This is a genomic window from Leifsonia sp. NPDC014704 (genome assembly GCF_043083605.1).
Classification (GTDB): Bacteria; Actinomycetota; Actinomycetes; order Actinomycetales; family Microbacteriaceae; genus Leifsonia.
Window position 1 is genome coordinate 2305596 of record NZ_JBIBYW010000001.1, and the last position, 14081, is coordinate 2319676.

The window sequence follows — 14081 nt, forward strand, 5'->3', positions numbered from 1 at the left end:
TTTGCGCAGCCGATAGGAGCCCCGATGATGATCACCCTGGACGACGGCCACCTGCAAGCCACGTTCGACGCCACCACCGGCGCACTTACCGGCCTGACCAGCGCCGGCGGCTGGAATGCCGTCGCCCGGCCCGAGCTCGGGTCGGCGTTCCGCCTCCTGGTGCCGCTCGACGGCCGCCGGAACAACGTCGTGGAGGGCACCGCCCAGCGCGCGCCGCACGTCGAGCGTGGTGACACATCGGTCGCCTTCCACTGGCCCGCCGTCGTGAGCCGCTACGGCGGCCCGCACGACATCGCTGTTCGTCAGGTCTACGAGCTGACCGAGGGGCGACTCGTCGTCCGGACCTCCATCGACAACCAGTCCGAGCTGATTGTCGAGAACGTCTACTCGCCGGTCATCGGCGCGCTGCGCCCGCCGACCGCGGAGGGCACGCTCGCCGCTTACCGGCACGACTACGGCTCGGGTATGGCCCAGCCGATGTGGCCGTTTTTCCAGAACTCCGTCGGCTATCACGGCGTCGACGTCCCCACCCAGCTGGCCCAGCAGTGGATGGCCGGTTACGGCACCCCCGCGGTCCCGTACACGCTGCTCCAGTCCGACGGCGAGGGACTCTACGTCGGGGTGGAGGAGCCCTCCACCGAGTTCGTCGCCTGGCACACCGAGCTCTGGCCCGGGTACGCCGACTCCCTCCGGGCAAGCGTGCCACTGACGGAGGAGATCGCCGGGGTGCCTGTGCGCATCCGGTTCTCCGCGGTCCACATCCCCTACATCCTCCCCGACGAATCCCGCGCGCTCGTGCCGCTGCGCCTCGAGTTCTACGAGGGCGACTGGCACAGAGGCGCCGACCTCTACGCCCGTTGGCGCGACGGATGGTTCACGCCGGCGCCGGTGCCCGCCTGGGCACAGGAGCCGCACACCTGGCACCAGCTGCAGATCAATTCGCCCGAAGACGAGCTGCGTCTCGACTTCGCCGACCTCGTCGAGGTCGGCGAAGAGGCCGCCGCGGCGGGGGTGACCGCTATCCAGCTGGTCGGGTTCAACGAGGGCGGCCAGGACCGCGACAACCCCTCACACTGGCCCGACCCGCGCCTCGGCGGCTTCGAAGCGCTCAAGGCGGCGATCGCCGACATCCAGGCTCTGGGGGTGAAGGTCGTGCTGTTCGCCAAATTCAACTGGGCCGACCGATCCCGCCCCGACTTCGAGAGCACCTGGCTGCCGCACGCGGTCAAGGACCCGTACGGCGACTACTACATGTATCCGGGCTACCGGTACGAGACGGCGACGCAGCTTCTCGACATCAACACGCGGCGACTCGTCACCATGTGCTTCCTCGACGAGGAGTACCTCGCGGAGTGCATCCGCCAGTTCGACACGCTCGTCGCCCTGGGCGCCGACGGCATCCTCTACGACGAATGCCTGCACCACCTCCCGTCCTGGTGCTGCTTCGACGAGACCCACGGTCACCGCTACGGAGCGCCCACATACGCCAACGACCTGGAACTGATCCGGCGCTTCCGCGAACGTCTCGGCGACCGGCCCGACTTCCTCTTCGCCGGTGAAGCCGTCTACGACTGGGAGTTCGCGGCCTACGGGCTCTCCTACCATCGCAGCGAGAACCCCGACCACCTTCCCCTCCATCGCTACACGTCACCCGACCGGCAGATGATGACCGCGGTCACCGGGTTCGACGACCGCAACATGATCAATCAAGCCCTGCTGTACCGGTACGTCGTCAGCCTAGAACCGTACAACTTCAAGGGCCGGCTCACCGACATCCCCGCCACCGTCGACTACAACCGACGCATGCAGGACCTGCGCCAGGCGGCCCGCAAGTGGGTCTGGGACGGGCGCTTCTCAAACACGATCGGCGCGAGCGTCACGTACGAAGACGGACGGGCCACGCACCCCTTCACCGTCTTCACGGCGGACGACGGGAGCACGGCGGTGTGCGTGGCCAACTACAGCGCGGATCCGCTGACCGTCCGGGTGACGATCGACGGGAGCTCCGGCGACCTCCGATTTCGCACCGTTGACGATGACCAGTGGCTCGAGACGGAAGGTTCCCTCCGTCTGAGCGGCCGAAGCGCAGCGGTTGTGGTCGCCTCCTGATGGACGCGGCCGCCCACTCTCTCAGGCCGCCCCCCGTTTGTGCATAGAAGAGGCATGGAATGGCTTCCTATCGTGGCCGGCGGAGAGGAGCTTCCATGACCACGGTCGCACCGCGTATTCCCCTGCAGCGTCTCACCGCTGCACTTCGTGCCTGGCGCACGGCCGCCGACTTGCGAATCGATCCGCCACGGGCTCGACTGGCCGATCCGCACGACGAACGGTGTCGCGAGCCACTTCCATGACAGGACACGTCACGTCGCGCTGCGCCGGCCCGGCGACCTGCTTGTCCTTGCGATCGAACGAGAGGGTGTCGTGATCGGCGATGTCTCGCTGCACCTGCGGACGACAGCCGACGAGACCCGGACGGCCGAGATCGGCTGGCTGCAACTGACCGCCGAGCGCGCGTATCGCGAAACTGACTCTATGCACTCCTGCTTTCCTTCACGCACGGACTGATCGGCCCCACCACACCGATGAGCCCTTCCTGCAGTTCCGGGCTCATGTTCCTGGTGTCAATGGTGATAACCCGCATTACAACCACTTCGCTAATCGATCATTTCGTGCCGTTCCGGCACAACATCGAGAGCCGGCGCGGCAGCGCAGTGCCCGGAAGGAGCGACCGTTAGGCGCACGGAGCGATGCGAATGGAGTCTGCGAATAGCGTATTAAGGGCACGGCAACTGCACGCTATGGGCGGCTGCCGGCCCGGAAGGAATACATAGACAGACTGCACATCGAAGGCGTTCCATCCTGCTAGGACTGTGCCGCCTCCGTGCGGCTCCGACATGGTTCAGCAGCCCGAAAGACTCGACTCGCTTAGTCGCAAGCAACACTGAAACGGGTTGGGCGCGGTGGAGTGTCGAAGAGATTGTCGTCGGTCGAGGATGACATCCGATACGACCGGTCCCCGCGCCGCACGCCTCCTCCTCGATCACCTCCAGACCGGCGGATGGGGACAGTCCTGCCGCCCAGCGCGCTAGCTTGACGGGACACGATCTCCGTTGAATCACCGCACGGTCACTCGGCGTATTTGGGGATCTGATCGATGCAGATGCAGCGACCCCGTCCCGAGCCTCTTCTAAGCCAAGGATGTGTCGCCCGTCAATCACTGTCGAACGACACAATCCCCACCACTAGATGTCACTTCCCAATATCTCGATGCGCCAACTCAAGTTCACGGCTCCGCCGTTCCCGCACGGCTCAGTATCGAGGAATTGTGGAATCGCGAATCACAATAGCGCCCGGCTCGTAGCTGATTCCCGAACGATCGGCAGCATCCGGGTCGTACAGGCACTGCGCAGCGATTCGGCCGAGTCGCTCCAGATTTAGATCGACCGTCGTCAAAGATGGACGAGAATTGGCAGCCAGCAACTCCCAGTTGTCGATGCCAATTACCGCGATCTGCTGCGGCACACTGATGTTGCGCTCTCTGAGCACGTCAAGCGCACCACGAGCAATCTGGTCGCTCCCGCACAGGATCGCGTCGATCTCTGGATTGCGGTCAAGGACCATCGCCGTGGCCGCGCGCCCCCACCCCTCTGACCAGTCTCCGAAAAGTGGCTCCCCGCTGAGTTCAAGGCCGCTCGACGCGAGGGTGTCGACGACTCCGTCCTTACGTCGCCGAGCAGCCGAGTGCGGAGCTTCGCCCGAGATGTGAGCGATGCGACGACGCCCGATGTCAATCAAATGCTGGGCCGCGACAGACGCGACCTGGTAGTTGTCGACCGTAATAGAACGGTCTCGCGGGTCGTCGGACATGCAGTAGGCGTAGACGATCGGGACACCGATATCTTGACCCAACGACGGCCGCTCATCGGTCTGATTGCCAACGATGATGATGCCTTCGACGCGACGCTGGATCAACGATTTGAGCAGCTGCCGCTCTCGCAGGTCATCCCCTCGCGCATCGCAAAGGAATGCGAACACCCTGTCTGCGCCAAGCGCGTCCTCTACGCCCATCAGGATCGGCAGCGCAAAGCGACCATCCAGGTCGCTCGTGATTACTCCGACGGTTCCGGTTCTGCCGCCCGTTAGACCACGCGCGAGGGTGTTGGGAACGTATCCGAGCTCTCGGGCAGCTCTCTCAACACGGGCGCGCGTCTTTGGGCTGACATCGAATTTGGCGTTAAGCGCCTTCGACGCGGTTGCCTGTGACACATTTGCCCGCTTTGCGACGTCAGCGAGGCTGACGCCCGCGTCCTTCGCCGTGGTCATCGTGCCCTCTCTAATCGCGTGGCTCGCACTGAATATACGGCACCCCTATCGCCGGCCACTCTCCGGGATCCAGATTCGCATCGTAGCCGGACCCCGCTCGGCCCAAGCGTGGTATCGCACAAGCGCGACTTCGACGCGTTCCTCGACTGTTCCCTCATCACGAGTACCGTATGGCCAACCATCGACGTTGGCGTGACCCCGGGTACCGTCGAGCGTCACACGCAGAGTCTCACCATCGAAGTGAGCACTCAGTGCGTCGGCTACGACTTCGTCGATGGACCAGTTCTCGGGCAGGTCCACCGATTCCAGGGCGAAGACCTCAGGTCCACGTTCGAACGCGACCGCTCCCCGCACCGCATCGATACGTCGATCCGCTCGTGTAACGCGAACATCCATCGGGATTTCGAGAACGAACTCCTCGCCGGCGACTAGCTCGCCGACGGTGATGTAGCCGTTGCCCGTCGCACGGGTCTCGTCGCGGAACGCCAGGGTCGCAGACCGAGCCCAAGCGGGCACCCGGATGCTGACTGTCACGCCTTCCACCGGCGCGTCTGCCACGCGCACCCGGACGGTTCCATCCGCAGGATAGTTCGTCGTGACTTCAACAGCAGCCGAGTCGGTTCGGATCGTAGCGCTCGCAAGCTGGTGGATCTGGATCCCTTGCGTCGACTGGGTGGCCAGGTAGTCCCCCAGCGAGGCAAGCAATCGAGCGACGTTCGGAGGGCAGCATGAGACCTCGTACCAGGGCTGCCTCCCTGCAGCGCCACCGCGAATCACGACTCCGTCCTCGTTGAGCGATGGAACCGCGTGGTCCACACGTTGGTGCAGCGTGTTTGCGTAGAAAAAGGACGTACCGGCCTCGGAAGGAGAGGTTGCCACGATGTTATAGAGAACTCGCTCGATCAGATCGGCGTACTTCGCGTCACCTGTCGCAAGAAGCAGCCGCCAACTGAACAAGACCGCAGCGACACCGGCGCAGGTCTCACAATACGAGCGGTCAGGTGGAAGGACGAAGTCCTCACCGAATGCTTCGTCCATGTGGTGAGACCCCATCCCACCCGTGATGTAGGTTCTGCGTGCAACCGTGTTGTCCCACTGGACCTTGAGGGCGCCGAGCAAATCGGCATCCCCGGTCTCAATGGCGACGTCGACCGCACCCGCGGCCAGGTACAAGGCACGCACAGCGTGACCGCGCAGCACATCGGCAACGCGCACAGGAGTGTCGTCTTGCCAGAATGCCGGTCCGAATTCGAAAAGCGGGAGCGTGCCAGTTCCCCGTCGTTCGATGAAAAGCGCGGCCTGATCAAGATAGCGGCGATTCGACGTGACCCGATAGAGCTCCGTCAGACCAAGCTCGATTTCTGCATGCCCACACACCTGATTCAGCCCGTCCGGTCCAAACATCACGCAGACGTGGTCTGCAAGGCGCACGGCCACATCGAGAAAGCGCCGGGATCCGGTAGCACGGTAATGCGCCACAGCCGACTGCATGAGATGGCCGAAGCAGTAGAGCTCATGACCCCACTTGAAGTCCGAATATCGCGGAGCCTGCCATGCCCTACCGAACAATGTGTGCAGGTAACCGTCCGGATCCTGAGCCCCAACTACTGCATCAAGAAAGCGGTCCAGAGTTTCATTGAGCTCGGACCGCTCGCCCGCGCGAGCGGTCTCCCATGACATTGCTTCGATCAGCTTGAAAATCTCGGAGTCGGCGAACTCGCGTCCTCGGTGATCGTAACGCTTGCCTGCCGCAGCGTCCTCGAGGTTGCCCAACCACCCCAAGCGCTCAACCCAACCCGCGGCGTGTGGAATGATCGCGTCGACGTTCAGCGCTTGCCTCTGCGCCCAAAAACCTGACGTGATCTGAACCGTTCGGACGCCGAGAGGCTCGAGAGTGCCACTACTCGGCCGCGCAGTGCTGGTTGCTCCTACCTGATGCGGGCGGGTGGGTACTGCACTGGACATTCATCCTCCTCGATCGAACAGCGTCGTAGTTACATCGTAAGCGATTTCGTTAAATTTCGAAACCCGATCCGAATGCACCAGGCTACGCGACCTCTGCCCCAGTTTTCAGGGGCCACAAGTCGCTCCTTGCTTTTCGAATTCGCTTTCGGTAATTTCGATCATGCACGCATCATCGCGGACGTACGCGGGTCTCTTACCCGCGTCACAGCATCGACAAAGGAGTGAGCAATGCACCGCAACCCGAAATCGCGCGGCAGTTTCCGACGCGCAGCAGCAGCTGTCGTGGGCCTGTCCCTCGCCGCCGCAGCACTGGCAGGCTGCTCGAGCGCCAACGGCGACTCCAGCAAGACCCTCACCGTCTGGCACTACTACAGCGTTGGTACCCAAGTAGGAATGCTCGACGACTTCGGCAAGGCCTTCGAGAAGGACAACCCCGGCGTGAAGGTGGACAACGTCTACGTGCCCCACGATCAGCTGAACGCCAAACTCGTCGCCTCAGTCGGCACAAAATCCGGTCCCGATGTCGTCGTCTTCGACGGCTACAGCGCGACCACGCTCGCCGCGGCGGGCGCGCTGGCCCCGCTCGGCAAGGAGTGGTCCGCGTTCAGCGACGCGAGCCAATTCGCGGCCGGCTCGATAGCGAAGCTCACCAACAAGATCTACTCCGTGCAGGGCTACGTCAACACGCTCGGGTTGTACTACAACAAGACAATCCTCGACAAGATCGGCGTAAAACCGCCGACAACCCTCGATGAGCTGAACTCGGCGATGGCAAAGGCCAAGTCGGCCGGGTTTGGCGGAATGACCCTAGCCGGTCAGCCGAACCTGCAGGGCGCCTTCCAGGCCTTCCCGTGGCTGACCAGCGCAGGGTTCTCCTACGACGACCCGCAGCAGTCCGCGCTCACCAACGCGTTCACCACGGCGCGAAAATGGGTCACGGACGGTTACGTCTCCCCCGAAGTTTCGACGTGGGACCAGAACGTTCCATTCTCGAAATTCACCGCGGGTGGTATTGCCTTCGCCGAGAACGGAAACTGGCAGCTGGCCGCAATCAAGAAGGATGCAAACTTCGAGTATGGTGTGGTTCCCCTTCCGCTCAGCGACACAGGAAAGGTGTATCTCGGCGGGGAGGCCGAAGGTATAGGCGCGTTCAGCAAGAACCCCACCCTGGCGTGGAAGTACCTCCAGTCGACCTTCTACAGCAAGGCCGGCCAGCTGACCGCACTGAAGTCAGTTGGAAGCATCCCCACCCGCAAGGATGCCGCCGCAGATACCTCCATCTCGAGCGACCCGTACCTGAGCCAGCTCGCCACAGCCATCTCCAAGCAAGGTGCCCCGTTCCCCGACATTGCGATTCCCTCAAAAAACATCGACACCGTCTACCAGGACAACGGCGCGGCCTGGAGTGCTGCCCTAGGCGGTCAGCAGTCGCCGAGTGAGGCTGCATCGAGCTTCCTGAAGCAGCTGCAGCCGCTCCTGAAGTAGTCCTGTCAAACGGAAAGGGAGTGTCGATGATGACGACCACCACTCAGTCAAGAAGGCGATCTTCAGAGAAACTGGCGTCAACTTCGGCACCCCCTGCCCGTCGCCGGCGGTCCGGCGTAAGCCGCTGGGTCTACTGCGTCCCAGCCGCGGTGCTTCTAGCCGCGCTCTCCGTTTACCCGTTCGCACAGCTAGTTCGGATGGCGTTCAGCGCAGTAACGCTCCAAACGATGAACTCCGACTGGCCCTGGGTGGGACTGCAGAACTTCACCGACGGCGTCACCAGCGGAGTTCTTCAGCATGGACTCGGCAACACGATCGTGTTCGTTCTCATCGTCACAGTCGTCGGATTGGTCGGCGGCGTCGCTGCTGCCATTGCCTTGCGGGGAACGTCACGAAGCTCTGGCGCGCTGCTGGCATTGATGGTGTTCATCTGGGCGCTGCCGCCTGTGGTCAATGGAAGCGTCTGGAAGTTTCTATTCGCGCAGGAGGGCCTGTTCAACTCGGTCCTCCATCTCGTGGGACTGTCGCCGATGGGTTTCCTCTACGACCAGAACATCGCCCTATTGTCCGTCGCTCTCGTGAACTGCTGGGCGGTCGTCCCATTCAATACCCTGGTGTTCCGCGCCGGCATACTCAATATCCCTGGTGAACAGTTCGAAGCGGCCCAATTGGACGGGGCGAGTCCGTGGCAGGAGGTGCGGCACGTGATTCTTCCCGCTCTTCGTCCGACCACCATCGTCCTCGCCGTCCTGACGATCGTCTACGCGTTTCGCAGCTTCGACTTCATCTACGTCATGACTCAGGGAGGTCCTGGAACGTCGACCCAGACGCTTCCGTATCTGAGCTATCTGCAGGCGTTCGTCCAATACAACTTCGGCCAAGGATCCGCGACCGCCCTCCTGGCGGTCGTGCTCGTGATCGTCCTCGCCGTGGTCTACTCCCGTACCGTGCTCAAGGAGGAGTCCGAATGACACTCGCTACATCCCCCCGTCGGCGCCACCGATTGCGGCGGACCTCGGTGAGCTCCGTCATCATCCGTGTGATCTTAGCCGTTGTCTACCTGGTCCCTTTGGCATGGATCCTGCTGACTTCGCTGAAGAAGAGTAGCGACGTCTTCCGTCCCGACGCGGCGATATTCTTCACTCCCACCATCGACGCATACGCGGCGGCGATCAACGACTCGCTGTTCGATGCGCTCCGGCAATCGCTGCTCATAACGGTTCTGGCCACAGCGTTAACCCTGGTCGTCGCCGTCCCCGCCGCGTACGGGCTGGCGAGGATCCGTGGCTTCTGGCCGACACTGGCGCTCGGTGCGCTCATCGTGTTCCAGATGATCCCGCAGACCGCGCAGGTCATTCCTCTGTTCCAAGTGTTCGGGAGAGCCGGCATTCTTGATTCCCTAAGCGCGGTCGTTCTGGCTGACGCCGCGTTGATGACCCCGTTCGCCATCATTCTGTTGCGGCCGTTCTTCCGATCGGTTCCAGAAGCCCTCGAAGAGGCGTCTGCCGTAGACGGCGCGAACTCGTTCCGGACCTTCTGGTCTATCGTGTTGCCGGTGGTCCGCAATGGCGTCGCGACGACAGGGACACTCGTCTTTCTCATCGTGTGGGGAGAGTTCCTTTACGCGATCAACTTCTTCACGACGCCCGGAAACTATCCGTTGAGTGCACTGTTGGCACAACAGGTCTCGTCGTATGGCATCAACTGGCCGGGCTTGATGGCTCTGGGCGTCATCACCTCTATCCCCATCCTGTTGCTCTTTGTCTTCAGCTACCGCCTCCTCAAGGAGGGACTTACGGTAGGGGCAGTCAAATAGCTACTTCAGCGTGCAGCGAGGAGAAGCCGGAGTCAAGGCGCAGGAATTGGCGTGAGACCTCCTCTGCGCGTCTGGAACATGCGTGGCCTCCACTTCGCTGGGAGGCCACGCGTCCGAGCTATGGTCAGCCGGCGATTCCGAAGAGCCTCAGCTCCGCAATGTTTATCCAGTCGGTGTTGGCGATCTTCAGGTACCGGTAGCCGGTGGCCGTCGCCCCGGTAGGGGTAGCGAGGTTCTGCCAGGGCAGGGCACCCACCGCGTTATTCGTCACTCTTGTCCACGTGGACAGATCGTTTGAGCCCTCTAGGTGAAGGTTGCTCGCTCGCGCGGTCCCGTTATTGTCCTGACGGACGAGCAGGTCGGCGTGATCCAGCATGACTGCGTGGCCGGCGCCGAAGTCAAAGATCACGTAGTACTGCCCGTTGACCGGTCCGATGTCGGAGAACGTCGTCGAGTTGTTGTCGAACATCTTGTTGACGTACGCCTGCTTCGCCGGCTCAGCTGCGCCGGTCGGCGAGATGACCGGGGCGGTGGCGGCGTTCTGGATGAGGTTCACGTCCGAGGATAGGAACACAGTCGAGCCGTCGGTGCTTCGCACGAGGGCTTGGCGCGCCTCCCGTGCCGTACCGGTGTACTGGATGCGGAACGGGAGTTTCCGCCCGGGCTGTGAGTCGTACGCGAGCGCTAACGACGCGTGCCAGCTTGTTCTCGAACCGGTGATCGTCGCTGTTTTGCCGTCGATCGTTCCGGACACGTTCGTGATCGCCTCGGACGTGGTGAAGTCCACGTTGACGGTGTCTCCCTTCACCGCGCGGCCGGCTACCGGGCCGGTCGAGCCGATGTGCGCGGCGACGACCGAACTCGCCAGCGGCGGAACCCGGGTGCCGAACAGGCGGAGCTCCGCGATATTGATCCAGTTGGTATTGACAATCCGGAGGTAACGGTACGCCGTTGGCGTCGTGCCGGGCCGGAGGCCCCAAGCCTGCCAGTCGAGGGTGCTCTTGGCATTGTTGGTCACGACAGCCCACGTCGACTGGTCGTTGGACCCTTCGATGTGGAGGTTCGGTGCGCGGCTGGTGCCGTTGTTGTCCTGGCGGACGAGCAGGTCCGCGTGGTCGAGCGCGAGGGAACCACCCTCACCGAAGTCGAGCGTGATGTAGTACTGCCCGTTGACCGGTCCGACGTCGGAGAAGGTGGTCGCGTTGTTGTCGAACATCTTGGCCACGAACGGCACCTTGGACGCTTCGACCTCACCGTCGGGACCCACGGTGGTGGTGGTCCCGGGAACATTGGTGACGAGACCGGCGGAGTTGGACAGAAACAGCTTCGAACCGTCGGTACTCACGACCAGCGGGTCAGCGGTTCGCCCGTCGGCAGTGGTGTAGCCGATGGAGAACGCCGCGTACTGACCGGACGGGATGGTGTCGGGCAGGACCGCACTGGCGGTCCACGAGGTACCGCCTCCGCTGACCGTCGCCTGCGCACCCTCGATCGTTCCGGACACGTTGGTGACGGGCTCGGTGGTGGTGAAGGCAACCGTCACGATGTCGCCATTGGTCGCGATCCCGGGCACCGGGTCGTTCGCAGTGATGGTGGCGGTCGCGATCCGGTCGACAGCTTCGACCCGGTCACCGTGGATGTGGAACTCCGCGACACTGAAGATGCCAGGGAAGTTCGGGTCCGTCGGCGCACCCGGTTGGTCGACCTGCACCTTGAAGAAGCGGAAGTTCTTCCCGGCCAGAGATGGGTCCACCGGGAGGGTCTCCATATCGTTCGTGTTCGTCGTCATCGTGGTGGTGAGCTTGGTCCACGTGACGTTGTCGTTCGAGCCGTACACGTTGCTGCCCTGTGACCGGTTACCGAATGTCTGTCGTGCCTGGATACCGAACGCGCTCGCCTCCACCCGATACCCGGAGCCGAAGTCGACGGTGAACGAGGTGACCGACAGGTCGCCGGAGAAGGTGTAGCTGTCGTTGTCGACCAGGTTCGCCAGCGTTTGGGATCCCAGAGACGACGTCGCGATCGCTCGATAGTCGAGCGTCCCGTCCGAGAGTCGCGGGTTCAGCAACTGCAGCTGCGTGACTGCGGTCTGAACCTTCGCCACTGCTGCGAGGAATGCCGCGTCGCTCCCGGAGGCGGCGACCGACTTCGCGTCGGCGACGGCAGCGTCGAACGGTGCCTTACTGACCGTCGTGTACGTGGTCGACGAATCGTATCCGTCTTGGGCCAGCGCGATGGCACCGTTCCGGTCGGCGGCGATCCGCGCACGAACGTTCAGTGCAGTGTCCGTGCTTCCATCGTCCGCTTGAACGACGACGGTGTTGTCACCGACCTGCTTTGCTGTCGGTGTCCAGAGGAATGCACCAGTGGCTTGGTTCACCACCGCCCCCTTCGGCGCCTCGGACAGTGAGTACCCGACGGTGTCGGTCGCGGATGAGTCCTTGGCGGAGTAGTCCACGGACAACTGCGCGCCCTGTACCCCTACGAGAGTGGTGCTGTACCCCTGCGGGAACACCGGCGGAGTCACCGTACTCGCCGCATTCGGGATGACGTAGTCGAGGTCGACGGTACCTTTGGCCCCGGTGAAGGAGTAGTAGACGATGTTGTTGTCGCCCATCGCCGCCAGTGGAACCACACTGGTGTTCAGATCGTATGTGATCGTCCTCCACTTTCCGTTGGTGTTGGGGACCGTGATGGTGGTGTAAGGAGCCGATTCCGCGGTCCGCCGGACGTCAAGCGTCGACAGCGAGTTTGTACGCACTTCGATCGCGACCGGGCTGTAGCCGGTACGGGCGCCATACTGCATGGTTCGCACGGCGATCACGGCCGGCTTTGCTTTCACCTGCGTGCTCAGGAAGGTTCGGTCGCCTTCGGTGACCGTCGTCGCCTTCCCGCTGATTACGGATGCCTTCTGCACGAAGGACACGTTCTTCTGCGGCGCTGGCTCGCTCTCACCCTTGGCGGCGTTGGGCAGAGAAAGCCAGTAGTCATCGCCGGTGAGCGTGCCTCCCCAGAAGCTCTGGAGCCCGTCGGTGCCGACCGCCGTACCGACTTCGTTGACGTTGAAGTTGTAGTAAAGGGGGCCGTCGCGCTGCTCGTACTGTTGGGCGATGTATGGCGCGACCTTGGCGACGTCGACATGCTCGACGTCTTGGTAGATGTGGTAGAGCTCGTTGAGCGAGTTGTTCCACCGGCCTCGGTACGACTGGGCGAGCGAACCGCCCTGCTGCGTGATGTCGATCCACGGAACGCTGTAGCCCATCATGAAGCCGACGAACGCGTTCGATCCGGCCAGGAGCCGATTCCCCATGAACGTGTAGGGGTCGACGGCGTTCTTCTTGGTGGAGACCGTTCCCGTACTCGGGTCGAGCAACGTCTTCTGCGTGTTCACGATCCGTGCGAGGGTGGTGAGGGTGAGCACGTCGTCGCCGGCGTGGGCCTGGTCTCTGCCCATCTCGATATGGTTGATGAACGTCTTGCCATAGGGGTTGCGTGGGTCGCTCTTGTCGATGAGGCGGTACATGGATGACAGAGCCCCGTTGACGTCCTGGTCCGGTGCGGTCGAGTTCACCGTGAACCATTCCACGCCTTCGTTGTAGCGAGCACGATTGTCGGCGAAGATGTAGCTCGCCATCGCCCCGAGCAACGGCAGCGTTCCCTGGTTCATGTACCAGGCGTTGCCATAGTTGAATGTCTGCACGGCGGGGACGGCGAAGTTCGCGCTGAAGTCGGCCGTGTCTTGGTCCGTCCAGGCGGTGTTGTAACCGTCGGCGGTGGGCAGCGCGGAGGTATAACGCAGGAGTTCAGCGGCGGCGATGAGCCGGTACACGAACGGGCCCGTCTTGATCTGCGCGTCGGCGAAGAACTTGTACTTGGTCGGATCCATGTGGCTCCAGATCCGGATGATCTTCATCGCGTTCTCGCGGTAGACGGGGTTTCCGGTGAGGTAGTAAAGCACCGACTGTGTGTAAGCGCCACTGGAGTCGGCGAAGAGCCTGTCGCTGACGCCGACGTTGTCGAAGGAGTTGGTGGCTGGCACGCCGTCGCCAGCGCCCTGGTTTGCAGAGCCGAGAGTGAGACTGGAGTACTTGGTGACCACCATTCCGTGGAAGTAGTCAGTCCAGGGCGCGGCGCCCGCTAGAAGCTGTGTTCGCGAGTTCTCCAGGCTTGCGGCGTCTACTCCGATTCCGGGGTGCACGAAGCCTGCGGAGCTCGTGGTGGTGTTTATGGTTACTGCGTCGCTGACCGCTGGATCTCCGGTGTCGGCGACTGCCGCTTGGGTGGGGACGAGTGCCCCAACCGCGAGAGCTGCCGTGGCCGTGAAGATTGCCAGCGTTCGCGCGTTACTGCTGCGCAGTGCGAACATGCGTTTCTCCTCCGTTGGATGCTGCGCGGCTTCGTCGCCGATCGCGCTCGCATGGATAACGTTATCCGCAACGAAGTGTCTCACGGGTCCAGAGGCGGGTCAAGAGCATGCCCTGATCGAGCCCTG

Annotated in this window: 8 protein-coding genes; 5 read left to right on the forward strand and 3 right to left on the reverse strand. The window is 62.8% G+C overall.

What is annotated here, in order from left to right; translation table 11 throughout:
* Positions 1-24 precede the first annotated feature (24 nt).
* Together ACF1AJ_RS11085 and ACF1AJ_RS11090 are read left to right on the forward strand one after the other, a co-directional pair.
* Positions 25-2109, forward strand: coding sequence for a DUF6259 domain-containing protein (locus tag ACF1AJ_RS11085; protein ID WP_391507360.1), 2085 nt, complete (start codon positions 25-27; stop codon positions 2107-2109).
* Positions 2110-2256: 147 nt separating this feature from the next.
* A complete protein-coding gene (locus ACF1AJ_RS11090) occupies positions 2257-2565 on the forward strand; it encodes a hypothetical protein (protein ID WP_391507361.1) in 309 nt (102 codons plus the stop codon).
* A 744-nt stretch (positions 2566-3309) separates the two neighbouring features.
* On the opposite strand, the gene ACF1AJ_RS11095 is transcribed toward ACF1AJ_RS11090, so the two are convergent.
* Positions 3310-4323 (reverse strand): LacI family DNA-binding transcriptional regulator, encoded by a 1014-nt coding sequence (locus tag ACF1AJ_RS11095; RefSeq protein ID WP_391507362.1) that lies wholly within the window; start codon positions 4321-4323, stop codon positions 3310-3312.
* A 45-nt stretch (positions 4324-4368) separates the two neighbouring features.
* The gene (locus ACF1AJ_RS11100; RefSeq protein ID WP_391507363.1) at positions 4369-6288 is read right to left on the reverse strand and encodes a glycoside hydrolase family 127 protein; all 1920 of its coding nucleotides are present in this window, start codon (positions 6286-6288) and stop codon (positions 4369-4371) included.
* A 228-nt stretch (positions 6289-6516) separates the two neighbouring features.
* On the opposite strand from ACF1AJ_RS11100, the gene ACF1AJ_RS11105 reads away from it, so the two are divergent.
* From ACF1AJ_RS11105 to ACF1AJ_RS11115, 3 genes are all read left to right on the forward strand, one after another.
* A complete protein-coding gene (locus ACF1AJ_RS11105; protein WP_391507364.1) occupies positions 6517-7773 on the forward strand; it encodes an extracellular solute-binding protein in 1257 nt (418 codons plus the stop codon).
* 227 nt (positions 7774-8000) lie between these two features.
* Positions 8001-8744 carry a carbohydrate ABC transporter permease gene (locus ACF1AJ_RS11110; protein WP_391507365.1) on the forward strand — a complete coding sequence of 248 codons (744 nt, stop codon included), beginning with the start codon at positions 8001-8003 and terminating at the stop codon, positions 8742-8744.
* 47 nt (positions 8745-8791) lie between these two features.
* On the forward strand, positions 8792-9589 hold the full coding sequence (locus ACF1AJ_RS11115) for a carbohydrate ABC transporter permease (RefSeq protein ID WP_391507366.1): 798 nt from the start codon (positions 8792-8794) through the stop codon (positions 9587-9589).
* Positions 9590-9713: 124 nt separating this feature from the next.
* Here ACF1AJ_RS11115 and ACF1AJ_RS11120 read toward each other — a convergent pair whose 3' ends face one another.
* Positions 9714-13691: a discoidin domain-containing protein gene (locus ACF1AJ_RS11120; RefSeq protein WP_391507367.1), complete on the reverse strand. Its 3978-nt coding sequence runs from the start codon at positions 13689-13691 to the stop codon at positions 9714-9716.
* Between the last annotated feature and the right edge of the window lie 390 nt (positions 13692-14081).

Excerpts from the sequence above, each read along its gene's own strand:
- ACF1AJ_RS11105 (WP_391507364.1), top strand. The coding sequence starts at position 6,517 with ATGCACCGCAACCCGAAATCGCGCGGCAGTTTCCGACGCGCAGCAGCA.
- ACF1AJ_RS11120 (WP_391507367.1), bottom strand. The coding sequence starts at position 13,691 with ATGGTGGTCACCAAGTACTCCAGTCTCACTCTCGGCTCTGCAAACCAG.
- ACF1AJ_RS11100 (WP_391507363.1), bottom strand. The coding sequence starts at position 6,288 with ATGTCCAGTGCAGTACCCACCCGCCCGCATCAGGTAGGAGCAACCAGC.
- ACF1AJ_RS11085 (WP_391507360.1), top strand. The coding sequence starts at position 25 with ATGATGATCACCCTGGACGACGGCCACCTGCAAGCCACGTTCGACGCC.
- ACF1AJ_RS11095 (WP_391507362.1), bottom strand. The coding sequence starts at position 4,323 with ATGACCACGGCGAAGGACGCGGGCGTCAGCCTCGCTGACGTCGCAAAG.
- ACF1AJ_RS11110 (WP_391507365.1), top strand. The coding sequence starts at position 8,001 with ATGAACTCCGACTGGCCCTGGGTGGGACTGCAGAACTTCACCGACGGC.